The sequence below is a fragment of the Acinetobacter sp. YH12063 genome, from assembly GCF_013419715.1.
Taxonomy (GTDB): domain Bacteria; phylum Pseudomonadota; class Gammaproteobacteria; order Pseudomonadales; family Moraxellaceae; genus Acinetobacter; species Acinetobacter amyesii.
The window spans coordinates 39,755-63,595 of record NZ_VOZO01000011.1 but is presented as its reverse complement, the minus strand read 5'-3'; the positions used below and the strand labels follow the sequence as shown (position 1 = coordinate 63,595).

General features: G+C 39.4%; 21 protein-coding genes and 1 tRNA gene. 12 read left to right on the top strand and 10 right to left on the bottom strand.

The features are described from left to right. Window positions 1–6 precede the first annotated feature (6 nt). Window positions 7–3,924: a DUF3418 domain-containing protein gene (locus tag FTU12_RS12550; protein ID WP_218955951.1), complete on the bottom strand. Its 3,918-nt coding sequence runs from the start codon at window positions 3,922–3,924 to the stop codon at window positions 7–9. A gap of 1,333 nt (window positions 3,925–5,257) precedes the next feature. On the opposite strand from FTU12_RS12550, the gene ahpC reads away from it, so the two are divergent. The 3 genes from ahpC (at window position 5,258) to FTU12_RS12535 (ending at window position 7,012) form a co-directional block, all read left to right on the top strand. Then, window positions 5,258–5,821, top strand: coding sequence for an alkyl hydroperoxide reductase subunit C (gene ahpC / locus FTU12_RS12545; protein WP_078193727.1), 564 nt, complete (start codon window positions 5,258–5,260; stop codon window positions 5,819–5,821). A 288-nt stretch (window positions 5,822–6,109) separates the two neighbouring features. After that, window positions 6,110–6,586 (top strand): hypothetical protein, encoded by a 477-nt coding sequence (locus FTU12_RS12540; RefSeq protein WP_180114506.1) that lies wholly within the window; start codon window positions 6,110–6,112, stop codon window positions 6,584–6,586. A 219-nt stretch (window positions 6,587–6,805) separates the two neighbouring features. Further along, on the top strand, window positions 6,806–7,012 hold the full coding sequence (locus FTU12_RS12535; protein WP_078189026.1) for a KTSC domain-containing protein: 207 nt from the start codon (window positions 6,806–6,808) through the stop codon (window positions 7,010–7,012). 83 nt (window positions 7,013–7,095) lie between these two features. On the opposite strand, the gene FTU12_RS12530 is transcribed toward FTU12_RS12535, so the two are convergent. Beyond that, on the bottom strand, window positions 7,096–7,689 hold the full coding sequence (locus FTU12_RS12530) for an O-methyltransferase (RefSeq protein WP_180114505.1): 594 nt from the start codon (window positions 7,687–7,689) through the stop codon (window positions 7,096–7,098). Between the two features lie 57 nt (window positions 7,690–7,746). Continuing rightward, entirely contained in the window at window positions 7,747–7,965 is a 219-nt protein-coding gene (locus FTU12_RS12525) for a DUF1653 domain-containing protein (RefSeq protein ID WP_180114504.1), read from the bottom strand. Window positions 7,966–8,248: 283 nt separating this feature from the next. On the opposite strand from FTU12_RS12525, the gene ahpF reads away from it, so the two are divergent. The 3 genes from ahpF to FTU12_RS12510 all read left to right on the top strand — a co-directional run bounded on the left by ahpF (window position 8,249) and on the right by FTU12_RS12510 (window position 10,752). Continuing rightward, window positions 8,249–9,814, top strand: a complete 1,566-nt coding sequence (gene ahpF, locus FTU12_RS12520) for an alkyl hydroperoxide reductase subunit F (RefSeq protein ID WP_180009476.1) — start codon at window positions 8,249–8,251, stop codon at window positions 9,812–9,814. 266 nt (window positions 9,815–10,080) lie between these two features. Further along, a complete protein-coding gene (locus FTU12_RS12515; RefSeq protein WP_180010281.1) occupies window positions 10,081–10,323 on the top strand; it encodes a hypothetical protein in 243 nt (80 codons plus the stop codon). A gap of 234 nt (window positions 10,324–10,557) precedes the next feature. Further along, the gene (locus FTU12_RS12510; protein ID WP_180010280.1) at window positions 10,558–10,752 is read left to right on the top strand and encodes a hypothetical protein; all 195 of its coding nucleotides are present in this window, start codon (window positions 10,558–10,560) and stop codon (window positions 10,750–10,752) included. Between the two features lie 69 nt (window positions 10,753–10,821). Here FTU12_RS12510 and FTU12_RS12505 read toward each other — a convergent pair whose 3' ends face one another. Together FTU12_RS12505 and FTU12_RS12500 are read right to left on the bottom strand one after the other, a co-directional pair. Continuing rightward, window positions 10,822–11,469, bottom strand: a complete 648-nt coding sequence (locus FTU12_RS12505; protein WP_180003124.1) for a LysE family transporter — start codon at window positions 11,467–11,469, stop codon at window positions 10,822–10,824. Between the two features lie 146 nt (window positions 11,470–11,615). Then, a complete protein-coding gene (locus FTU12_RS12500; RefSeq protein ID WP_078192890.1) occupies window positions 11,616–12,188 on the bottom strand; it encodes an FxsA family protein in 573 nt (190 codons plus the stop codon). A gap of 132 nt (window positions 12,189–12,320) precedes the next feature. Between FTU12_RS12500 and ruvC the strand changes: the two genes are divergently transcribed. Next, entirely contained in the window at window positions 12,321–12,866 is a 546-nt protein-coding gene (gene ruvC, locus FTU12_RS12495; RefSeq protein ID WP_078189034.1) for a crossover junction endodeoxyribonuclease RuvC, read from the top strand. A gap of 70 nt (window positions 12,867–12,936) precedes the next feature. Here ruvC and FTU12_RS12490 read toward each other — a convergent pair whose 3' ends face one another. Together FTU12_RS12490 and FTU12_RS12485 are read right to left on the bottom strand one after the other, a co-directional pair. Next, the gene (locus FTU12_RS12490) at window positions 12,937–13,212 is read right to left on the bottom strand and encodes an acylphosphatase (RefSeq protein ID WP_180114529.1); all 276 of its coding nucleotides are present in this window, start codon (window positions 13,210–13,212) and stop codon (window positions 12,937–12,939) included. Between the two features lies 1 nt (window position 13,213). Continuing rightward, complete coding sequence (locus FTU12_RS12485; RefSeq protein ID WP_180114503.1) at window positions 13,214–14,701, bottom strand: NAD(P)H-hydrate dehydratase; 1,488 nt, start codon at window positions 14,699–14,701, stop codon at window positions 13,214–13,216. A 20-nt stretch (window positions 14,702–14,721) separates the two neighbouring features. Between FTU12_RS12485 and queG the strand changes: the two genes are divergently transcribed. After that, window positions 14,722–15,816 carry a tRNA epoxyqueuosine(34) reductase QueG gene (gene queG, locus FTU12_RS12480; protein WP_180114502.1) on the top strand — a complete coding sequence of 365 codons (1,095 nt, stop codon included), beginning with the start codon at window positions 14,722–14,724 and terminating at the stop codon, window positions 15,814–15,816. Between the two features lie 277 nt (window positions 15,817–16,093). Further along, entirely contained in the window at window positions 16,094–17,086 is a 993-nt protein-coding gene (bioB, locus tag FTU12_RS12475; RefSeq protein ID WP_180012144.1) for a biotin synthase BioB, read from the top strand. A gap of 125 nt (window positions 17,087–17,211) precedes the next feature. On the opposite strand, the gene FTU12_RS12470 is transcribed toward bioB, so the two are convergent. Next, window positions 17,212–17,436: a hypothetical protein gene (locus FTU12_RS12470; RefSeq protein ID WP_180007368.1), complete on the bottom strand. Its 225-nt coding sequence runs from the start codon at window positions 17,434–17,436 to the stop codon at window positions 17,212–17,214. A 536-nt stretch (window positions 17,437–17,972) separates the two neighbouring features. Then, a complete protein-coding gene (locus FTU12_RS12465; protein ID WP_180114501.1) occupies window positions 17,973–20,177 on the bottom strand; it encodes an OsmC domain/YcaO domain-containing protein in 2,205 nt (734 codons plus the stop codon). 368 nt (window positions 20,178–20,545) lie between these two features. On the opposite strand from FTU12_RS12465, the gene FTU12_RS12460 reads away from it, so the two are divergent. The 3 genes from FTU12_RS12460 to FTU12_RS12450 all read left to right on the top strand — a co-directional run bounded on the left by FTU12_RS12460 (window position 20,546) and on the right by FTU12_RS12450 (window position 23,009). Then, window positions 20,546–20,622 (top strand) — tRNA-Ile (locus FTU12_RS12460). A 764-nt stretch (window positions 20,623–21,386) separates the two neighbouring features. Further along, a complete protein-coding gene (locus FTU12_RS12455) occupies window positions 21,387–21,956 on the top strand; it encodes a 1-acyl-sn-glycerol-3-phosphate acyltransferase (RefSeq protein ID WP_168379638.1) in 570 nt (189 codons plus the stop codon). A gap of 300 nt (window positions 21,957–22,256) precedes the next feature. Beyond that, window positions 22,257–23,009, top strand: a complete 753-nt coding sequence (locus FTU12_RS12450) for a YebC/PmpR family DNA-binding transcriptional regulator (RefSeq protein ID WP_111886000.1) — start codon at window positions 22,257–22,259, stop codon at window positions 23,007–23,009. Between the two features lie 89 nt (window positions 23,010–23,098). Here FTU12_RS12450 and FTU12_RS12445 read toward each other — a convergent pair whose 3' ends face one another. Then, the gene (locus tag FTU12_RS12445) at window positions 23,099–23,569 is read right to left on the bottom strand and encodes an Lrp/AsnC family transcriptional regulator (RefSeq protein WP_111885999.1); all 471 of its coding nucleotides are present in this window, start codon (window positions 23,567–23,569) and stop codon (window positions 23,099–23,101) included. Window positions 23,570–23,841 lie beyond the last annotated feature (272 nt).

The window sequence follows — 23,841 nt, the reverse complement described above, 5'->3', positions numbered from 1 at the left end:
TATATCTTAACTGATTCCGAGCTTATCCCATACTTTTTGCAAGCGGGATGGAGAAATTGGCATCTTGGTCTTCATTGGTTGAGAGAAAATAGAGATGCGTAACTCCTCAACCATGAAATACAATTCTTTAAGGCGAGTGTCATTTTTAAACTTAAATAATTTTTCCATCCATGGGTCAACTTGATCAATGGCAGAATTGTCCCTTTGTAGGTTATTTGGCAAGCGGTCTAAACGCAAGACTAATGCCTTCAAATATCTTGGAAATTCGAGCCACACATCGGAAGTTTTGCCATAAACGAAATCTGAAAGTTGCATCAAATCGAGTTGATCTTCAATGTCATCAATGTTCTTTCCAAACACAGAATCATCTAAAACCAACAATTTCCGACGTATATCCTGCCATTGAATATAGGTTTCAGTTAAAACGGCTAATGCTTGTTGCCCATGGGTTAAGAAAGATTTCTTTACATTTAAAATCAGGTTTTGGTACTCCTGCACATTGACAGGTAGCTCATTTATTGCAAGCTGAAGTGTGGCATAAACTAACATTTGCTCTAGTTTTGCTTTGTCACCTAGCGGTGAATAAGCCAATGCCAAGGGTTTAGATATCTGTTTTTTCAACTGACGAACTAAGTCACCCAACTGCATATGAACCAAACGAATGATCCCTTCGCGATGTTGTTTGACTGCTTCAAATTGGTCATTGAAAGTCTGAATCACCACACCCGATTCATCTTTGGCATCCAACTCCGCAAAGCTTTTGACTGGAACAAGCGCTTGGTATTGTTTCACCACCACACCCGTGACTTTTTGTGATGCTTCGAACACAAAATTATCAGGGAAGGTTTTAAACTCACCTTTTAACTGTTTGACTGGGCTATGAGTTTCCGTACGACAGCGTGCTTTGAGTTCATCTAGATCACGACCTTGCTCAATCACACGGCCTTTTTCATCAATGACTTTGATTAAAGGCAGCAGATATTGCTCAACGCGTTCCCAAGAAAAGTCCTTATCTGTGATTTGCTCACCACGCAGTTGGAACGCCAAGAAACTAAAAATATGCTCGCGCAAATGCACGGCATCGACACGATCCATCAATTTACGCGCTGTATCAGGTATTGGCACCAAGTGACGGCGTTTATCCTTAGGCAGTGCTTTAAGTAAAGCTTCAATCAGGTCTTGTCGCCAACCAGGTATACCCCATGACCAAATATTTTCATCCACTTGCGGCAAAGCTTGAACTGGAATTTTGACCGTTGCACCATCTTCATCATGACTTGGGTCAAAACGATAACTTGCAGCCAAACGCAGTTCACCATTTCGTAGGTAGTCTGGAAATTGCTGGGTCGTTGGACGGTCATTCATCCAAAGCGCATCATCATCGATAAATAAATGCCGTGGATTTTTCGGTTCTACAGTTGCACGCCAGTCTTCAAAACTACGACGACTTGCCACCTCTTCAGGCACTTTTGCAGCATAAAATTGGTAGATGGTTTCTTCATCCACCACCAAATCACGACGACGCAGTTTATCTTCAACACGCTCAACTTCTTCGAGTTTTAATAAATTGTGTTTTAAGAACGGCGGCGTAATACCCAAATGTCCCGTCGTCAACGCATCGCGTAGGAAAATTTCATGCGCCGCCGGATGATCCACTTTTTCATAATTAATCTGACGACGTGGCTCAATAATCAAACCAAATAAAGAAATTTGATCATAAGCATTCACCACACCAGCTTTTTTCGACCAATGCGGCTCAAAATAATGATGCTTCAATAAATCGCCTGCAGCCAATAAAATCCATTCAGGTTCAATTTTCGCCAATGTACGAAGATATACCTGAGAGGTTTCCACCATCTCAAAAGCCATGACCCAAGGTGTATTGGTTTTATGCAAGGTTGATGCAGGGAAAATGCGTGCCTTTTGCTGACGCACTGCCATGAATACATTGCGTTCATCGGTTTTGTTGGCAATAAATGAAAGTAAACCCGTTAATAACGCACGGTGCAGATTTTCATAATTGGCCTTCTTTTCATTAAAGGACAGTTTTAAGCCCTGAGCCAAATCCACCAATTGCTCATGGGTTTTTTTCCACTCACGGAGGCGTAACCAACTAAGGAAATGGTTGCGTGCAAAGGTTCGACGCTTATTCTCACTCATGTCACGGTTAGCAACCAAAGCTTCCCATAATTTGATATAGAACAAGAAATCCGAGTCAGCTTCACGGAACAAAGCATGTTTCTGATCGGCCTGCATTTGTTTATCCGCAGGACGTTCACGTGGATCTTGTACCGCTAAAGCAGCGACAATAATTAAGACTTCATTTAATACGCCAAAATGCGCTCCACCCAAAATCATCCGTGCAAGACGTGGGTCGATCGGCATTTTCGCCATTTGCTGACCAATTTTGGTTAAACCACCACCCTTCGTCGGAGGAAGTCCCCCTTTTGTAAAGGGGGATTTAGGGGGATTACTTTCAATAGAACCTCCCCCAACCCCTCTTTGCGAAAGAGGGGCTTTCCCTTTCTCAACCATCGCCCCAAGCTCAATCAAAAGCTTACGACCATCATTCACCAAACGATGATCTGGCGGCTCAATAAAATCGAAGTCTTCTAATTCACCAAAGCCCAAACTTTGCATTTGCAAAATAACCGAGGCCAAGTTGGTTCGTTTAATCTCCGGTTCGGTAAATTCAGGACGACTCATAAAGTCTTCTTCTGAATACAGTCGAATACACACACCCGGTGCAATACGACCACAACGACCTTTACGCTGATTTGCTGCAGCCTGTGATACAGCCTCAATTGGTAGACGCTGTACACGTGAGCGATAGTTATAACGGGATATCCGTGCAAAGCCACTATCAATTACATAGCGAATATTTGGCACAGTTAAGGCAGTTTCTGCCACGTTGGTGGCAATAATAATCCGTCGCCCACCGCCTGATGGATTAAAGATCTTTTGCTGTTCTGACAAAGCTAATCGAGCATAGAGAGGCAAAACTTCGGTATGTTTTGGCCCAAACTTTTGCAGTGTTTCTTGTAACTCACGTATTTCTTGTTCAGTGCTGGCAAAAATCAAAATGTCGGCATGTTCAGGATGACCTTTTTCCTGTGCATCTTGAAAACATTCTTCTACTGCCGAAACAACGGCACGCGGTAGATTTTCTTCAAAATCATCAAACTCATCGTCATCACTGCCAACAATACTCAGCTCTGAAATCGGACGATAACGGAGTTCTACCGGAAAGCTTCGACCTTCGACTTCAAAAATAGGTGCCCCATTAAAGTAATTCGAGAATCGATTTACGTCTAAAGTTGCTGAAGTAATAATGACTTTGAGATCTTTACGACGAGGCAAGAGCTGTTTGAGATAGCCCATGATGAAGTCGATATTCAGCGAACGTTCATGCGCTTCATCGATAATAATCGTGTCGTATTTATTTAAGAATCGGTCATTGGCCAGTTCAGCCAATAAAATACCGTCGGTCATTAAACGAACGATGGAATCTTGTGAACCTTGTTCATTGAAACGAACCTTAAAGGAGATCGACTCCCCTAGCTTTTCGCCCACTTCTTCTGCAATACGTTGCGAAACGCTACGGGCAGCCAGTCGACGGGGTTGAGTATGACCAATCAAACCCGTTAAACCACGACCTGCAAGCATGGCAATTTGCGGTAACTGCGTGGTTTTACCCGAACCGGTTTCACCTGCCACAATAATCACTTGATGCTTTTGAATCGCTTCAATTAGTTTGTCCGCATACTGCGTAACAGGTAAGTCTTGATTTAATTTAATATTGGGAATGCGGGCAATCCGTTCGCGCACTTTCGCATTCGACTTTTCAAACAAATCTTGAAATTTTTCAGGATTGGCTTCTTTGCCTTTTTTCAGCCGACTTAAGCGATGGCGATCACGAACCATGACCAATTGATCGACATTTAACTGACTTGGCACAGATGCATTATCCTAATAATTAAAATAGAACCGAATATTTTACGCTGTATGTAAAAATAGTGAAAGATGAATCTATTTTTTGCGTGCCTGAAACCAATAGGTAAAGCCGAACAGAATAAAATGATAAAAAACTAAAATTGCGGCCAATAACCAATAATTGCCACATGCTTCAATACTGCCATGTAATGGCTGATAAAATCACACTGTATAGAATATACTCAATGGCACAATTAATAACATCAATAAAGTGAAAGTGATGATCAAGAAATGATGAACAGATTTTGCTAAGCACAAAAAAATTGAAAATAAAATGCAAATCAACGCAATAAAAATAAATAAAAGAGGTTCATCCGATGAAGAACCATTCATTTCAGCATAATAATTAATTTGATTCGGGCTAGCACCTTGAAATGAAAGCACATTCTTGATTCATCCAGTACAGAATAATAAAGCCACATACTGACTAGAATAGGCAACTCAAGCCAATCCATTTGAAAGCTTTATACATTAGTTTCAGTGCCATAGAAAATGTAAACGAAACTAAAAACAATAAATATGCTCTGCCCGATCCCCCATGCGAACAACCAACCATTATGACAATAAACAATACTGTCATAGATAATTTTTGAAATTGAAGCAGTTTCTATCATTAAAATGATGATGAATTGAAAAATCGCATATAGCCATAATATAACCACATACCAAGCACGTCTAAATGATAACAACAGTATGAAAAAAAAGAAGATTCCAACGATTCCCATGGTACTCAATAGCGTAGGATCATCTGATGAAGTTCCAAATAGTTCATTAAAGTAGGTCGCTTTTTGAGGTTGCAAGTATTCATAGATACATAAATTTGTACCTGTGTCTTCAACTTTAAGAATACATAGTGATGCAAATGCAAGACTAAGAATGGCAATGATACGAAAAAATTGACTGAGCACCTGATCAAATCTGGAATCATTTTTTGTTCATGCCATCTTATATGAACAAATTCTATAATTTGAAATATTTTTTATAACTTTTTTAGAGATCACCCTTGAAATCTTATGCAACAAGCATCATGTTGGTTACAGACTTTAAAAAGATGATTTTGTCATTTTACTTTCAACTTTATATGGCATTGATATGGCTTATATCGAATGAAATAATGATAAATAATCGTTATTGCTGAAATAGTTCTGGAGTGTACTAATTCGGATTTTCCGATATTAGTTATGTAAAAATACTATTTCAGCAATAAGCAAAATTTCTGTACCCTATTGGAAATCAAAAACAAACCTCAATCATGGAGACAATGATGAGCTTAATTAATACTGAAGTTAAACCGTTTAAAGCACAAGCATTCCAAAATGGTCAATTCATCGAAGTAACTGAAGCTGATCTTAAAGGTAAATGGTCTGTTGTATTCTTCTACCCAGCTGACTTCACTTTCGTTTGCCCAACTGAACTTGGTGACCTTGCTGACAACTATGCAGAATTCCAAAAACTAGGTGTTGAAATCTACTCAGTTTCTACTGACACTCATTTCACTCACAAAGCTTGGCACGATTCTTCAGAAGAAATCAAAAAAATCCAATACGTAATGGTTGGTGATGCGAACTGGACTCTTGCTAAAAACTTTGATGTATTAATCGAAGCTGACGGTCTTGCTGATCGTGGTACTTTCGTTATCGATCCAGAAGGTAAAATCCAAATCGTTGAAATCAACGCTGGTGGTATCGGTCGTGATGCTCAAGAACTTCTTCGTAAAGTTAAAGCAGCTCAATACGTACACGCTCACCCAGGCGAAGTTTGCCCAGCTAAATGGAAAGAAGGCGATGCAACTCTTGCTCCTTCAATCGACCTAGTTGGTAAAATCTAATCTGTATTAGATTGAACTGATTCAAAAACCACGCTTTTAGCGTGGTTTTTTTATGCCTATTATCTGCGAGTATATACCTCTATACACCCTACGCAGTTCACACTTTATTCATACAACTTTAACGCACTAGCACTTTCTACATATCTGTAGATATTCATCAAGTAGCTTACACAAATATAATAAAAATGCGCCTCATACCTGATGGTTTAGGCTTACATCTTTGCCAGTATTTCAGTATTTTTAACATGAATTTTAGGTCAATTGCTTATTTCAGGAAGATGTAAGCCCATGAAAAAATATTTCGTCTCGATCAGTTTAATTTTATGTTCGTTTACAACTTTTGCTGCCGTGAACTGCGAAGGTGAAATTAAAAACCAAAGTATTCGTGAAGATATTAAAGTCAAAAAAAATTGTCAGCTTGAAGGTTTAATTGTTCATGGCAATGTGATTTTAGAAAATGGTGCCAATGTTGAACTGCATGACAACTACATTAATGGCAATATTGAATCTAATAAAAATTTTACCAAGATCATTGCCAATCATAACAATATCAGTGGAAATGTCGATTTTACGACAGGGAAAAACATCCAACTCCTCAATAACCAAATTTCAGGCGACCTCAAATTAAAGAAAAATAATGGCAATATTGTGCTAAATAATAATGAAATCGCAGGTAATTTAATTTGTCTTGAAAATGCTTTTTCAATTAATGGCAGCAACAACCAAGTCAAAGGCAATAAATCAGAACAATGCCGTAGTTTTTAACTCTCCTTACACTAATATGGGAGAATGACACTTATGACATTTATTTGAACTGGCATTTTTTTTATCAAATTAGTTGATAAAGAAATGAAAAAAAATGTGAGATAAAACATTATTTTTTAACAATTCTGCAATACTCCACGCCCTGAATTTGTCTTAATTTCAAATGAGATAAACCTTTAACTGCAGTATGACTATAACAACGCAATAAGGGGGTGGCTTATGACAACAACTGTTGTAACTTCTTGGAAATACAGTTCTTCTTCACGTTACTTAAAAATATTTTATGCGAATGGTTCTGGGGATCTCTTTTATCCAGTTTCACCTTTTATTTATGATAATTTACTTCGATGTAGTGATAAAACGGCATTTGTCCACAAATATTTAGAATATGATCTACATTTTTCACGAGTAAGCTTACAGGGTTAAACCGCTACAAGCTCAGCGCTATAGCAACAGTATTTTACTAATTAAAAAAATTTCGATCAAATCAGGGCTATATGCCCTGATTTTTAGTTGCGCCAAGTCACCATAAAAAGCCCTGCACCCACATTTAATGTCGTACTGATAAAACGATCATCCGTTTCAACACGTTGGATAAATTCAGCGACCTCATTGGCATGTGACAGCACATTATCCACGATTAACACGCCACTTTGAACTTGTATCAATTCAGCTAAATATGGCCAATACGCGATATACGCATCACGTTCTGCATCCAATAAAATGAAGTCATAACGCTGATTTAACTGCTGTAAAAAATGCAGCGCATCGCCATGATGAAATTCAATGTATTCGGATAAAGCTAAATTTTCCGCATGCTGTTTAGCTTGTTCGATACGCGCTGCATCAATTTCAATGGTTTCGACTCGCCCTTGTGTAGACTGGGCAGCATCTGCCAACCACAGCGTGGAATAGCCTGTAGATGTTCCAATTTCCAAGATCTGTTTGGCTTGTTTTAAGCGAATTTGCATAGCCAAAAACAGTGCAGACTCAGGCTCAATATTTCGGTAACGCGCAAGTCGGTGATTTTGCGCAGCATCGTGAGCACTAAAGTCTGCATAGAGTTGTTGCATATAGTTTTTAAAATTTGCATCCATGCTCATGATTCTGTCCTTTTGTTATTTCTTTCATATTTAAAGATTAAAGTACTAAATATCTGCTCAGTGGGTTTCTTGGATCAGTTTAAAACGTGGAATTACTTCACCATCAATTTCAACGGTTTCCACAAACATCTCTAAGGGTCTGACCCACATTGAATAGTCGTCATACAAGCACTGATAGACCACAACTTTTTCACGCGTTTCACTATGTGTTGCAACATGAAAGACTTGATACAACTGACCTTTATAATGCTGATAAATTCCCTGTTTAACCTGCATGCCATTTCCCTAAAAAGTTCTCAATACAATAGCGTTGACTCTAGCATTCTCTCGCTTAAAGCGCGATGAATTCGTTTATTTTTCCACTATTTAACTTGTATTTCTCGATAGTGGCCCAATATTGACTGCATTCACATCGGTATATTCTTATGATTTAGAAAGAAATTTAATCAATTGATTTGTAAAACCGATTAATTTTATAAAAACAAACCGTTTCACCTATTTAATGGTTTGTTCTATCATTCTCTCATCAAATAAATTTACTCCTCTGGAGGCGTTAGCAATGTTAGATCAAAATACTTCTGCTCAATTAAAAACCTTACTTGAACGCCTTGAAGGCCCGATTGAAATCGTCGCGACTTTAAACGGCACGGACAAATCAGACAAAATTAAAGAATTGGTGACTGAAGTTGCTGCTTTATCTGATTTAGTGACTGCACGTTTTGACGGTAACAACAGCCGTGCGCCAAGCTTTGGTATTGCAAAAGCAGGTGAAACACCACGCGTATTCTTCGCAGGTCTACCGATGGGCCACGAGTTCACGTCTTTGATTCTAGCTTTGCTACAAACTTCAGGTTATGCACCGAAAGTTTCTGACGAAGTACTGAATACCATCAAAGGTCTAGGTCTTAAAACTGACTTTGATGTGTTTGTATCTTTAAGCTGCCATAACTGTCCTGATGTGGTTCAAGCACTTAACTTGATCGCAATTTACAACCCAGGTACAACTGCAACCATGATTGATGGTGCATTCTTCCAAGACGAAGTGGAAGAACGCAAAATCATGGCTGTACCAATGGTATTTCAAGACGGTGAGCACATTGGTCAAGGTCGTATGACCTTGGAAGAAATCATTGCTAAATTAGACACCAACTCTGCCGCAAAAGATGCTGAAAAGTTAAATGCCAAAGAAGCCTTTGATGTTCTTGTGATTGGTGGCGGCCCTGCGGGGAATACTTCTGCAATCTATGCAGCACGTAAAGGCATTAAAACAGGTATCGTGGCTGAACGCATGGGCGGTCAGGTCATGGATACGATGGACATTGAAAACTTCACGTCGATTCAAAAGACTCAAGGTCCTAAGTTTGCTGCTGAAATGGAAGCACATGTACGTGAGTACGGTGTGGACATTATGAACTTGCAACGTGTATCTGACATCAAAGGTGCTGACCAAACAGCTAATGGCTTAGTTGAAGTGACTTTAGAGAATGGTGCAAAACTTGAATCTAAAACAGTGATTCTTTCAACAGGTGCACGTTGGAGAGAAATGAACGTTCCGGGTGAACAAGAATACCGTACACGTGGTGTTGCATACTGCCCACACTGTGACGGTCCATTGTTTAAAGGTAAACGTGTTGCGGTGATTGGTGGTGGTAACTCAGGTGTCGAAGCGGCGATTGACCTTGCAGGTATTGTGGAACATGTAACGCTAGTTGAGTTTGATACGAAGCTTCGTGCTGACCAAGTCCTTCAAGACAAGTTAAACAGCTTACCGAATACCACTGTGATCATGAATGCATTGTCTACAGAAGTGGTCGGTGATGGTTCACAAGTCACTGCACTAAACTATAAAGATCGTGCAACAGATGAAATCAAAACGATAGAATTGGCTGGTATCTTTGTACAAATCGGTTTGTTACCAAACACTGATTTCTTAAAAGAAACAGCAGTTGAACTTTCAAACCGTGGTGAGATCGTAATTAACGAACGTAACGAAACCAATGTAAAAGGTGTATTTGCTGCCGGTGACTGTACAACAGTACCTTACAAACAAATCATCATTGCGACAGGTGAAGGCGCGAAAGCATCATTGTCTGCTTTTGATTACATCATCCGTTCTGGTCAATAATTCAGTTTAAACAGAACAGCAAAAGCCAGTTTTCGAACTGGCTTTTTTTATGACTGAAAATTCATCTCTTGTTTCATTTATAAATTAGTAATAAAACAAATATTTAACTCTCTGACGCTTTTCACTTACACAATAATGAGCAAAACAAACCGTTTAAAACTTGTACAGCAGCTTATTTGCACATTAAGATAAAACAATCATCACGGATTGGTGGTTGACAATAACAACAAGAATGTTGGTCAAATTCGACTAAATGGAGAAAAGCAATGCACTATCAATATCACTGTGCTTGTTGCAATAAAGTATTGGCTTCAAGCGATAAAGAATGTTCCGAATGTGGCTCGCATAATATCCGTAGCCCATATGGCTTTTGGATATTTTGCATACTCAGTTGTTTGGCTGTTGCCATTCTATTTAAGAGTGTCCAAGTGTATTTGCAACAGCATGATACTGAAGCTTCGACCCAACTCAACATCTTTGAAGTACTCAAGCAAGATGGTAAAAATTAAGCTTTTTTACAACAGCCAAATACAGCCGTATGAACAGGCTGGCAATGTGTAAAATTTAGCCAAGCTAAATCTAAGCACTATTATCCAGTTGCTTTAAAGTCATTCAAAGAGATAAATTAAAATGATGAAAGCCTGAATGATTTCAGGCTTTTTTATGCGCTAGCATCGCCCTGCTCACTTATCTTCACGAGGAAAATTCTTTAAACTATGGCAATAGCAATGAGGTTCTAGACGATGGTGCAGTTAATCAAAAAAGGCGGTTTGCGTGAACGCGCCAATCGTAGCCGATCATACAAAGGCTCTGAAAATACCGAAACCACCCTCAAACCGAACCGTTATCGTGATCATGCTGAAACTACCAATGTTGCACAAGATCCATCAAATATAGCACCGTCTAAAGACCAAGATCAAACCAATCCAGAGCAATAAAATTGGCACATAAAAAAAGCCAAGTTCTAATACTTGGCTTTCGCTTTGCTGACAGCAATATGTTTGCAGCTATTGAAGATTGAACATTCTAATTGCGTCGAACCACAGCCAAATCGCAAAAATTAAAAATAACGCCCCTGAAACCACATCAATATAACTACCCGAACGTTGGTAGAGTGCTTTAATTTTAGGCAAAGACATAATCATCATAAACAGACTAAACACAATAAAAGTTTGAATCGGAATGATGACAGCAAGCTGTGCTTTTAGGTTACTACTGGCTGATGAACTCAACGCCAGTGAGAACACACTACTAAAATAGATCAGTGTTTTCGGATTGGCTAAATTCGTAAATAAACCTAATAAGAAATAATTTTCAGTATTCTGCTGACTTAAGGCCTGCCCATCTTCTAAATTGGCTGTTTGATTTAAACTTTTAAGCCCGCCACTAAACATTGCCCAACCCATTTTCGCTAAGAAAAATCCACCAACAGCCATTAAAACTTGTTGTATCCATGGAAATTGCTCAACCAGAACCGTAAAGCCCAATAAGGTTAAAACGACCCACACCACAATCCCGACAGAGATCCCCGCAATAATTTTTAAGGTATTTGCACGCGTTGTTGATGCTGCACTTTTAGCAATTAATAATACATCTGGACCGGGACTCAACTGCGCAACAAAATGAAGCGCACAGATGGTGAATAACAGTGACATGCAAGCTGATTCATTTGAATTAAAACGTGAAGATTATATCGCTTGTTCAATTTTTTTGTTGGCAACACAAGGTTTATTTTTAGGCCGTATCAAAATTTACGCAAAAAAAAAGCCGAATACACATTCGGCCTTTCATACTGAGTTAATTATTTTTTATTGACATCTTTCAGTTCAATTTGTTTCGCATCTGGCGTCACTTCACGAGCTTCACCATCAATAACGGATGAATCACGACCTGATTGCTGATTTTGCATATCTTGCATTTGACGCATCATATCTGCAAATGGGTTCTGACCTTGAGCACCGCCCATGCCTCCCATATCGCCCATCATGCCACCCATCATTTTTTCCATCATGGCTTGCTGACGCTTCATCATTGTTTTCATCATGACTGCTTTCATGGCATTTTGTACAGGTGGAATCAAAATAAGTAATGCCATAATATCTGAGATTAGACCCGGTAACAGCAATAAGAAACCAGCCAAAATTTTTGGTAAATTTCCAGTTAAAGCTGGATCATTACTCATTTGACCTGCTTGCATTTGCTGCATTTGAGGCATCAGACCTGATGAATATTTACGGATAATATTCATCCCTATAAAGAAGGCCGCCACGAACCAGAAAAAGACATACCACATGCTGCCGACGAGGTCGCCCACACCGATCCAGACAAACACTTCCAGGATCAAGCCTGCTAAAATCAGAAGAAATAATTTCATGAAAATTAAACAAATCTCAGTAAATTAATTTAAGGTGTTGCGTTCAACTGCTCAATCACTATCAAGCTTTTTTGACACGCTTATGTAACAATATGGGCATTATTTTATTTTTAAAGGGCAAATAGGGCAAACATGTCATTAATTATCGGTATTGACCCTGGGTCGCGCTTAACTGGTTACGGCATCATCGAAAAGGATGGTTCTAAACTACGTTTTGTCGATGCTGGCACCATTCGTACCGAAACAACAGAAATGCCTGAACGCTTAAAACGTATCTTTGCTGGTATTGATCGTATCGTAAAGTTTCACGGGCCTACTGAAGCAGCGGTTGAACAAGTCTTTATGGCTCAAAACCCTGACTCGGCCTTAAAATTAGGTCAAGCACGCGGTGCTGCCATTGCCGCTTTAACCAATTTAGATTTACAAGTCGCTGAATATACTGCACGTCAAATCAAACAATCTGTGGTCGGCTATGGGGCTGCTGATAAAGAACAAGTCCAAATGATGGTTATGCGCATTCTGAACCTAAGCATCAAACCCCAGCAGGATGCAGCCGATGCTTTGGCTGCCGCAATTTGTCATGCACATGCATCTGGTAGTATGAGTAAAATGGCTGTACTGAATGCCTTAGGTGGCATGGCTCGTGGCCGAAGCCGTGTAAGCACTCGACGTCGGTAAATATTCGTCAAATCATATAGCTCAGTAATTCATTCTGTTTTCAAAAGCCCACTCAATCTAGTGATCAAATTTAGCGAATCATTTTAAAATTGCAATAGTCTAATTCATGCAGTGGAATTTCTTGCTGATCGATTTTAGTCACGTCTGCTCGTAAAGGCCCCACTAGACTGTGTTTCAGTATTTTATGAATGGCGTCTTCAGTTCCTATATTCAGCGCTTCAACTTCGCCCGTCGCTAGATTTTTCACATAGCCATTTAAACCGAGTGCAAGCGCTTGCTGCTCAAACCAACGACGGTAGCCAACACCCTGCACTTTACCTTGAATTCGCAATTTAACCGCATGCATTTTAGTCTTCATCTCCTGAATGATTGACCACATGATAAACCGCTTGGGCCATATCCTGTGCCTGCAAACCACGCATCCCCGACTGCGCCAATACATCACCTGCTAAAGCATGCAGACTTACGATTTCATGCAGATGAATTTGCTGATGGAATTGTACTTTTAAACTTGCAATCATCCCTGCAAGCACATCTCCCATACCGCCTGTACCCATTCCTGCATTACCTGCGGTGCAAATCCAAAGCTGATCTTCAAGTATTAAGCTGCCTGCGCCTTTAAGCACCCATTGACCTTGAAATTTTTCTTTTAAATACTGAATTGCTTGTACACGATCTGCTTCAACTTCAGCAGTAGTAATACCCAGTAATTTCGCAGCTTCACCCGGATGTGGCGTTGCATAGGTTCGTGCATTCAAATTTTTAGGTGCTTCAGCTAGAAACCATAAGGCATCTGCATCTAAAACAATTTCCAAGGTTGACTGCTGAATCAATGGAAACCATGACTGAAACTGCTGTTGTGCCCAATCGTCACGACCAAGCCCCATGCCAAAGCTAATCGCATCGACTTGATCGATCAGTTGCTGAATTGCTTCTGTAGTTAATGCATTGATATCGCGTAGCATAATATTCGGTGCGCGCGCCAAAATTGCGGTGTGATGTCGTGCATCACAAACAACCGTGACCTTACCTGCACCTGCATGGAATGCAGCCTCAGCAGCCATAATCACCGCCCCACCCATTTCAGCATGTCCACCAACAACCAAAACATGGCCATAACTGCCTTTATGACCAAAAGCTTGACGCTCAGGTAAGGCTATTTTCTGCGGAGACAAATAAGCAAGTGGCTCTAGTTCTGCATCAGTCGGTATACATGCCATCACCGCAACTTCACCTGCATATTCCTTCGCTTGACCTGTAAATAGCCCTGCTTTTAGACCCAATGCCGTAAAGGTATAATCAGCTTGAAATGCGATGGGTAAAGGCTGCCCTGTATTGGCATGTAAACCGCTTGGAATATCAATCGCAACTTTGATTCCCGTGCATGCATTCAATCGTTGAATAATGGCTTGCCACTCGTGAGAAAGTTCACGATTGAGTCCAATACCAAATAATGCGTCAACATAGACATCATAGTCACGCTGAAAATCAAAATGTGTATAGATCTTGAGCTTGTGATCTAACGCTTCTTGTACTGCAGAATGTAAATCTTTCGATGCTCCAATTTCAGCGGCATAGATATCGACTTGAAAGCCTGCTTGCTGCAGGTATTGCGCTGTAAGATAGCCATCTCCTGCGTTATTGCCCTGTCCACAACATACAGCGATATTTTTTAAATTTTGCTGCTTTAACATTGGAATGAGTTGCTGAGCAATCGACCATGCGACCTGCTGCATCAGACCATAACTGCTATTGTGCTGAGCAAACCAACGCTGCTCCCAAGCTTGAATACTTTGGCTAAGATAAACAGGGCTATGGTAAACTTGCAGACGCATTGTTTTTCCTTGTTATGATTATGGCCGCTTCAACTCCTGCACAAAAAATTCCTGTCGATCAATATGATCCAGAAACCATAAAAGCATGGATTAAAGCACAAGCCTTAAATTTAGGTTTTTCTGATTGTGTCATCGCAAAGCCAGATGCTCAAGAGGAACTCCCTCGTTTTAAAGAATATTTAGAACGTGGTTATCATGGCGATATGAAATTCCTAGAGGAAAACCTTGAAAAACGTGCCAATCCAGCACTTTTAGTCCCCGGCACCCGCAGTATCATTTGTGTCCGCATGGATTATTTGGTCGAAACCCCAAAACCACGTTATGTTCCTGATGAGCCAAATGCAGCCATCATTGCACGCTATGCACGAGGTCGTGACTACCACAAAGTCATGCGTGGTCGTTTAAAAACCTTATCGAATATCATCCGTGAAAAAATCGGAGATTTTGAATCTAGACCCTTTGCCGACTCTGCACCAGTGTTTGAAAAATCCTTAGCTGAAAATGCAGGCATGGGCTGGACAGGCAAACACACCTTACTGATCCATAAAAAATCAGGCTCATTTTTTGTATTAGGTGAGCTGTTTACATCACTCGATTTGCCTTTTGATTCTCCAGCAACCAAACATTGTGGTTCATGCACAGCCTGTATTGATATCTGTCCAACTCAGGCCATCGTTGAGCCCTATATGTTAGATGCACGTAAATGCATTGCCTACTTAACCATCGAATATAAAGGCATCATTCCTGAAGAATTACGCCGTGGCATTGGCAACCGTGTGTTTGGCTGTGATGACTGTCAGCTCATCTGTCCATGGAATAGCTTTGCGCATAAAACTCAAATTGAGGACTTTTATCCACGTCATGGTCTCGACCAAGTGAGTTTATTAGATCTATGGCAATGGGATGAAGCCACCTTTTTAAGCTGTACTGAAGGCAGTCCTATCCGACGAACAGGCTATCAAAGCTTTATGCGAAATATCGCGATAGGCTTAGGCAATGCACCATACAGTTCAAATATTGTTCAATCATTAAAAAATTCTCGCGAAAAACATGACGCGATCGTGCAAGTTCATATTGATTGGGCAATTACAGAACAAAATTCAAAAATGCTTTAATGGATTTGATTCTATATTTTCCAGATCCTTACAAAGTTTTCATTTAAGCTAAAACTTAGTGGCGCAATCAAAGAAAATCAATTTTTCAGCCTAAAATAAACATTGTAGCGATTGTGCTGACATTTAACACAACTTTGCAAGTATCCTAAATATCAAAACTTCTTTGAAAAAGTCATTTCAATGCATTTTAGCTAAATTGCAATGTTACAAAATAGTCTTGGAAGTCTGCAAATTTTACGTATGATGATCTGCATTAGGCAGAAAATATGGATTATTTATGAGCTACCGAAATGACTGGACACATCCAGAAATACAAGAGTTGTATCAACAACCATTGATGGATTTATTATTCCAAGCACAGACCATTCACCGTGAATATTTCCAAGCCAATCATATTCAAGTCAGCACCTTACTTTCGATTAAAACTGGTAAGTGCCCTGAAGACTGTAAATATTGCTCACAGTCCGCACATTATGATTCTGGATTAGAGGCTGAAAAACGTCTGGCCGTGGAAAAAGTCATCAATGAAGCGAAAGCTGCGCTTGCCTCAGGTTCTTCGCGCTTTTGTATGGGCGCTGCATGGCGCAATCCACATGAACGGGACATGCCCTATGTGCTAGAAATGGTGCGTGAAGTCAAAGCACTGGGACTTGAAACTTGTATGACCCTTGGCATGCTGAATCAATCTCAGGCAGAGCGCCTACATGAGGCAGGCTTAGATTATTACAACCATAACCTCGATACCTCTCGTGAGTATTATCCCAATGTTATTAGCACGCGTAGCTATGATGACCGTTTAACGACGCTGGATTATGTCCGCCAATCTGGAATGAAAATCTGTAGCGGCGGAATTGTGGGCTTAGGTGAAAGCCGTGATGACCGTATTGCCTTCCTGATGGAGTTGGCAACGCTGCCGATTCACCCTGAATCTGTGCCGATCAATCTCCTTGTACCTATTCAAGGTACCCCACTTGCTGATGTTGAGAAACTCGATGTCATCGAATGGATTCGCACCATTGCAGTCGCACGGATCATTATGCCAAAAAGCTATATTCGTCTCTCTGCAGGTCGTGAATCCCTGAGTGATTCAGAACAAGCTTTGGCATTTATGGCAGGTGCAAATTCACTATTCTCCGGTGAAAAACTACTGACCACACCAAACGCGGGCGAAGGCAAAGATCAGCTTTTATTTAGCAAACTCGGTTTAGTGGCTGAACAGCCCAAACCAAATGCTGCACAGCTTTCAACTGATGCCATGCAAATGGCTTAAAATAAGCCCCGAAGTTCGGGGCTTAGTTCAATTGAATGATCAGTGATAGGTATCAAAGTGCAATGCAAGAGATGGTGCGAACAAATGAAATGGCTAAATCACCATGAGTAGGGAAAATATATCGTTTACTTAACAAAGTTATGTGCTGTTATTAAAATTCCATAGCCTGCATTTAAATAATCCCCTTCACGAATAATGTCTTGACCATTAGCATGTTGAACCACCAATTGCTGCTGAATCACATCATAATGAAAAGATTCAAAGCAATCCTGATGTTGTAATAACCATGCAATGGTATCTGCCATATTGGCATCGACGGTATAACGTTCGGCTTGAAAATCTTTACTCATATCTGCATAAAAACTGTGAATGTATTTCTATTTTAATGATTTCAATATTGATCGGCATTAAAAAAGTGAGCTTTCGCTCACTTTTTTTCGGCTGAGACTCTGCATTACTTTGTCACACCGCACTTACGACATTCCTTGTGCGAACCGATTTCTTCCATTTGCTCGTATTCGTAAATATGCATGCAAAATAGTTTTCTGAATAATTGAAGCATGTTGTTAAAACTCCCGTTTATTTATTAATGTGCTTCTAAATATTTCGTCCTGAAATATTATGATCATGCCTAAACACGCCATAGCTAATTTATTATCATATTTTTCCAATGAGTCAAATATCTTTACTTTAAAATGACACAATTTCGGATAATCGGTTATTTTTAAGCCTTCCTTATATTCACCTGAGTTATAAGGATTTTTATTAATATCAACATCACAGATATAGATTAATTTTCAGCAAATTTTGCACAAAAAAAACTCCCCCTTAGGAGAGTTTTTTCAAATAGATGATCACATGAGTAACGTTATTCACAAGCCCAGATTTAAACGTTCTGACTGGCAAACTTCGCACGTGCAGCATGCAATTTTTTATAGCTATCAATCAGACGTAAATGACGATCTAAACCTTCAAGTTGCATATTGGTTTCAGTTAAACCGTAGAAGCGAAGACTGCCATCCATTGAACCAATCACTGCATCCATACGTTCGTCACCAAACATACGACGGAAATTATGTTCATAGTCATTGAGATCTAAGTCATCGTCCAATTCAACTTCTAAAACCACATTCATGCATTGATAGAACAAACCACGTTCAACTGTATTAGTGTTGTACTGAAGGAAGGTTTCGACCAACTCTTTTGCTTCTTCAAACTCTTGTAGAGCAATATAGATCAGTAGTTTGAGCTCAAGTACCGTTAATTGGCCCCATACGGTATTATCATCAAACTCAATCCCGATGAGCGTCACAATATCCGTGTAGTCATCCACTTCAAGCTCTTCTAAGCGCTCAACCAGTGACACTAACTCGTCTTCATCTAGACGATGAATATTTAAAATATCTTCACGGAAGTCCAAAGCTTTGTTGGTATTATCCCAAACCAAGTCTTCAACCAAATACACTTCAGAATAACCCGGAACCAAAATACGACATGCCGTAGCACCTAGATGCTGGTAGACCGCCATATACACTTCTTTGCCCATGTCTTCTAGAATCGCAAACATCGCTGCAGCTTCTTCTGCATTGGCATTTTCACCTTCTGCAGTGAAATCCCACTCTACAAAATCATAGTCTGATTGTGCGCTAAAGAATTTCCAAGACACCAAACCACTTGAGTCAATAAAGTGTTCTACAAAGTTATTTGGCTCAGTGACTGCATTCGAGCTAAACGTTGGTTTTGGTAGATCGTTTAGACCTTCAAAGCTTCGGCCTTGTAGAAGCTCGGTTAAGCTACGCTCTAAAGCCACTTCGAGTTTAGGGTGCGCACCAAAAGATGCAAAAACCCCACCAGTACGTGGGTTCATTAAGGTTACACACATCACAGGGTACTGACCACCAAGTGAAGCATCTTTTACCAATACAGGAAAACCTTGTTCTTCTAAGCCCTGAATACCCGCAACAATACTTGGATATTTGGCTAAAACCTCTTCTGGTACATCTGGTAGAGCCAATTCACCTTCTAAAATCTCACGTTTGACCGCACGCTCAAAGATTTCCGATAAACATTGCACTTGAGCCTCAGCCAAGGTATTCCCTGCACTCATCCCGTTTGACAAGTATAAATTTTCAATCAAGTTTGATGGGAAATACACTGTTTCACCGTCGGACTGACGGACAAATGGAAGAGAGCAAATACCGCGTGCTATATTTCCTGAATTGGTGTCATATAGATGTGTACCTAATAACTCATCTTCTGGGTTATAAATTTCACGTGTGTAGTCATCCAAAATTTCGACAGGTAACTCGCCTTCTGGGCCGGGTTGGAACCATTTTTCATCTGGGTAATGCACAAAGTCAGCATTGGCAATCTCTTCACCCCAGAACTGGTCGTTATAGAAGAAGTTGCAATTGAGACGTTCAATAAATTCACCCAAAGCCGAGGCTAATGCGCTTTCTTTGGTTGAGCCTTTACCATTGGTAAAACACATTGGCGATTGTGCATCACGAATATGTAGAGACCAAACATTCGGCACGATGTTACGCCATGACGCGATTTCAATTTTCATGCCTAAACCAGCCAAAATACCTGACATATTGGCAATGGTTTCTTCTAATGGCAGATCTTTACCCGGAATAAACGTGGTACTGTCTGACGCTAAATTTGGCATAAGTAAAGCTTGTGCATCTGCATCAATGCTTTCTACTTCTTCAATGACAAACTCAGGACCAGTTTGAATCACTTTTTTAACCGTGCAGCGGTCAATTGAACGTAAAATGCCTTGACGGTCTTTTTCAGAAATATCCGCAGGTAGTTCAACTTGAATTTTGAAAATTTGCTTATAGCGGTTTTCAGGATCAACAATATTGTTTTGAGATAAACGAATATTGTCTGTCGGAATGTCTCGCGCCGCACAATACACTTTTACAAAATACGCTGCACATAATGCTGATGACGCTAAAAAGTAGTCGAATGGTCCGGGAGCAGAGCCATCGCCTTTATAGCGAATAGGTTGGTCGGCAATTACCGTGAAGTCATCAAATTTGGCTTCTTGTCGAAGGTTATCGAGATAATTAACCTTAATTTCCATGTGGGCACCTAAATATTCTTATGTGTCAGTGCAACACATAAAAATGAAAACATAAGCCGAATAACTGTAGGACATTGACTTAAAAATGTGAGGCCAGTACCAATCTATGCGCTGTTGAGCACGGTACTGACAAGAATGGGCATTATTATAAGGTTATTTTGACTGTTTGATAACTTTTGTCGTGATTTACATCACGATAGGATTCGACACTTTGTGCATTTTGGTCGAATCCAAGCTCAACTGCTGCAACTACAGCCAATTTGTTGTGTTAGTGTGCAGCCGTGAAGAAAAAGGCTTGTCTTTTAAAAAAATCTTCGCTAGTATGCTTTGCGTCTGAACTTGTTGATAAATAACACATTCAGAATATAGGGCCTATAGCTCAGTTGGTTAGAGCAGCGGACTCATAATCCGTTGGTCCACAGTTCAAGTCTGTGTGGGCCCACCATATAAAACAACCCCTTACGTGCATTAATCGTGAGGGGTTTTTTAATGTTAAAAGCTAAGTAAAGTTTGTCTAAGCCTTTAAAAGATATGGCAGATAACCTATAGATACGTACAAAACTTCAAGTCAACTTGAGTAAGCTACGATTGGTTAATACGAGAAGTAGGTTATAAAGAAATACATTCAAGAAAAATTTAAAAGCTTAAGTTCTAGATACCCTTAAATAAAGTCACGATTTGTTATACTTAAAAGGTATTATTTTATTCATTATAAGCAAATGTTTTTTGATTCATGACATTTAGAAATACTATATATTTCACACTTTAAAAGCACAAATATTAAGACTCAACCTGTTCAGGCTTTCTTAAGTCCAAATAAAACTCAACAATTGACCAAATAACAATCAAAGCAAACATAGCAACAGCGAATAACACAGCAGTTAAATAAATCATGCTTGAGTTCTCCGTTAGAAAACGAGTTAAGACCAACAGGTTAAAAATTTTAACCTACGACAAAAGTCTAATAAGAATTTCTGACGGTGCCTAGCCATATTTAGCAAATTTTTAAGAGTATTTTTATCTATGATGATAGCTTTGCTATATATAATTTAACCGATTTATTGCTAAAAAGTATAATTCTTCAATCCCCCCTTCTTATTCCGATTTGAAATATATGCATAATTCAGATCAAAGCTCACTTAAATCCTCTTGACTCATGATCCAAACAAGCAGAAATTACACCTTTTTAAAATCACCGTACCACCGACTATGTTGAAAAAGTTTATTGGCGAATCTGCATTTAAATTGGCAGGCTGGAAATACCACGTAGAGCCTGATGTTTTAGAAAATAAACAAGTGATCGTCGGCTTTGAACACACCTCAATGATGGATGCTGTTCTTTCACTGGCCCTTTGCCAAATTTACGACATTAAAATTCACACGCTGATTAAAAAAGAACTCTTTAAAGGTCCATTTAAACCTGTTCTTGAAGCGATTGGCGGTATTCCTGTAGACCGTAAAGCGAATAAAGACATCGTGACTCAAATGGTTGAGCATTTTGAAGCCAATGAAAAATTTAATTTAGTCATTGCTCCAGAAGCGACACGAGCAGAACGTGGTGAAGCACGAAAACCAATTCGTACAGGCTTTTGGTATATTGCTAAAGCAGCAGGTGTGCCGATTGTATTAATGTATGCCAACTCAAAAACCAAACAAGGTGGTATTTTCGGTAAGATTTACCCGACTGAGCTCGATCACGATTTAGCTTTAATTAAGCAACTCTATAAAGATAAAGTAGGTTTAGATATCGTGATCCCAGAACCTAAAAATAAAGACTAAGCGCCATTCACATTTTAACGAACTACGTATTTAAAGATATAAATGTCACGTGCTCCATGCATTGTACATTTATATCTTCCTGTTATAACAGGATCAGACTCCCCCTTTTAGCCCGATTCTCATCATAAGAAAAATTACAGTACGGGCGTTTAGACATTTCGCATTATTTTCTCAAATTTGGATATTTTTTTTTCAACTACTCAATTCATGAAATCCAGTACTTTCACACAAAAAAGCCATTATGGTAGAATTTGCTCAATTTGATAGGCATAAGGCCAATCTACAAGGAGCATATTTCGCATGGCGGGTCATTCCAAGTGGGCTAATACTAAGCATCGTAAAGCAAAACAAGATGCGAGCCGCGCTAAAGTATTCACAAAATTTATCCGTGAAATCGTGACAGCTGCACGTTTAGGCGGCGGTGATGTAGCGTCTAACCCACGTTTACGTGCTGTTGTTGAAAAAGCATTAGTTGCAAACATGACACGTGACACCATTAACCGTGCGATCCAACGTGGTGTGGGCGGTGAAGAAAATACCGATCTAAAAGAAGTAACCTACGAAGGATATGGCGTTGGTGGTGTTGCGGTCATCATTGAAACAATGACGGATAACTTGAACCGTACTGTTCCTGACGTTCGTCATTGCTTCTCGAAAACTGATGGTAATTTAGGTACTGCAGGTTCAGTAGCTTATATGTTTACCAAACGTGGTGAGATTACTTTTGAAGATGTTTCTTTAGAAGATCAAATCATGGACGTCGCTTTAGAAGCGGGTGCTGAAGACATCGAAGTGGACGAAGAAGAAATTCTAGTTATCACCACACCTGAAACTTTCGGTGAGGTTCAGGATGCACTTGCAGCAGCAGGTTTAAAATCTGATAACGCCGAAGTGGTCATGAACCCTTCAACTAAAGCGTTAATTTCAGATATCGAACAAGCGAAAAAAATCATCAAAATGATTGATATGTTTGAAGATCTTGACGACGTTCAAAACGTGTATACCAACGTTGAATTCACCGATGAAGTGATGGCTGAGTTAGAAGCTCTATAGTTCAATCGAGTGAAGTATAAAACGCACCCTTCGGTGCGTTTTTTATTGCCTAGCTTTCAACTGTTTGAGTTTATATATGAGGGCTGCATTTAAACCTTATTTAATAAGCCATTACAGTTAAAAACATTATATTGTTTAATTACAAAGCTCGAATGTAATGCAACTACGTGTTCAATTTTACCAATGCGCTTGAGTAAAATTTCACTATAGTTTTCCATATCCCGTGCAACGACTTCCACAATAAAATCGGCAGACTGCCCTGTCACCAAAAATGCATTAATGACTTCTGGAATACTTTCTAATGCTTCTAAAAATTTAGCAAAAGTATCTGTATCATGTTTGCTTAAGGACACCTGTAGCAGCACATGCAAACTAAAGCCCAATTTTTGATAATTAATTTCACGTTTCAGACCACTGATAATATTGTGATCAATCAATTGTTTGATCCGACGATGAACTGAACTGACCGATAAATTCACCCGCTCTGACAGTTCATTTAAATTGACATCTTCATGGGTCAAAATTTCTAAAATTTGTTTATCAAAACGGTCTAGTTCCATCAGTCTACTCCAGCCATTTTTGAAAACAGTGCTGATGATCCTGATTCATCAAACACCTGTTGTCATTTTCAATGTTATTTTAAGTTTTAAAATCAGCATTTATGTGCAAGTTTTCTCATGTATAGCATGATTTATTAAAAATAATAAAGCTCATATGCATTATGAACATAATAATTTGCATATATATCGTGTTTAAATGAATGTTTTTTCATCACGGTTTGATTTTTTATATTACCAAGTAAGTATTAAGTGGCTTAAAAAAAGCGCGCCAT

Bases quoted from the DNA above. Each gene is read 5' to 3' on its own strand.
- FTU12_RS12550 (WP_218955951.1), bottom strand. From the start codon at position 3,924: ATGGTTCGTGATCGCCATCGCTTAAGTCGGCTGAAAAAAGGCAAAGAA.
- ahpC (WP_078193727.1), top strand. From the start codon at position 5,258: ATGAGCTTAATTAATACTGAAGTTAAACCGTTTAAAGCACAAGCATTC.
- FTU12_RS12540 (WP_180114506.1), top strand. From the start codon at position 6,110: ATGAAAAAATATTTCGTCTCGATCAGTTTAATTTTATGTTCGTTTACA.
- FTU12_RS12535 (WP_078189026.1), top strand. From the start codon at position 6,806: ATGACAACAACTGTTGTAACTTCTTGGAAATACAGTTCTTCTTCACGT.
- FTU12_RS12530 (WP_180114505.1), bottom strand. From the start codon at position 7,689: ATGAGCATGGATGCAAATTTTAAAAACTATATGCAACAACTCTATGCA.
- FTU12_RS12525 (WP_180114504.1), bottom strand. From the start codon at position 7,965: ATGCAGGTTAAACAGGGAATTTATCAGCATTATAAAGGTCAGTTGTAT.
- ahpF (WP_180009476.1), top strand. From the start codon at position 8,249: ATGTTAGATCAAAATACTTCTGCTCAATTAAAAACCTTACTTGAACGC.
- FTU12_RS12515 (WP_180010281.1), top strand. From the start codon at position 10,081: ATGCACTATCAATATCACTGTGCTTGTTGCAATAAAGTATTGGCTTCA.
- FTU12_RS12510 (WP_180010280.1), top strand. From the start codon at position 10,558: ATGGTGCAGTTAATCAAAAAAGGCGGTTTGCGTGAACGCGCCAATCGT.
- FTU12_RS12505 (WP_180003124.1), bottom strand. From the start codon at position 11,469: ATGTCACTGTTATTCACCATCTGTGCGCTTCATTTTGTTGCGCAGTTG.
- FTU12_RS12500 (WP_078192890.1), bottom strand. From the start codon at position 12,188: ATGAAATTATTTCTTCTGATTTTAGCAGGCTTGATCCTGGAAGTGTTT.
- ruvC (WP_078189034.1), top strand. From the start codon at position 12,321: ATGTCATTAATTATCGGTATTGACCCTGGGTCGCGCTTAACTGGTTAC.
- FTU12_RS12490 (WP_180114529.1), bottom strand. From the start codon at position 13,212: ATGCATGCGGTTAAATTGCGAATTCAAGGTAAAGTGCAGGGTGTTGGC.
- FTU12_RS12485 (WP_180114503.1), bottom strand. From the start codon at position 14,701: ATGCGTCTGCAAGTTTACCATAGCCCTGTTTATCTTAGCCAAAGTATT.
- queG (WP_180114502.1), top strand. From the start codon at position 14,722: ATGGCCGCTTCAACTCCTGCACAAAAAATTCCTGTCGATCAATATGAT.
- bioB (WP_180012144.1), top strand. From the start codon at position 16,094: ATGAGCTACCGAAATGACTGGACACATCCAGAAATACAAGAGTTGTAT.
- FTU12_RS12470 (WP_180007368.1), bottom strand. From the start codon at position 17,436: ATGAGTAAAGATTTTCAAGCCGAACGTTATACCGTCGATGCCAATATG.
- FTU12_RS12465 (WP_180114501.1), bottom strand. From the start codon at position 20,177: ATGGAAATTAAGGTTAATTATCTCGATAACCTTCGACAAGAAGCCAAA.
- FTU12_RS12455 (WP_168379638.1), top strand. From the start codon at position 21,387: ATGTTGAAAAAGTTTATTGGCGAATCTGCATTTAAATTGGCAGGCTGG.
- FTU12_RS12450 (WP_111886000.1), top strand. From the start codon at position 22,257: ATGGCGGGTCATTCCAAGTGGGCTAATACTAAGCATCGTAAAGCAAAA.
- FTU12_RS12445 (WP_111885999.1), bottom strand. From the start codon at position 23,569: ATGGAACTAGACCGTTTTGATAAACAAATTTTAGAAATTTTGACCCAT.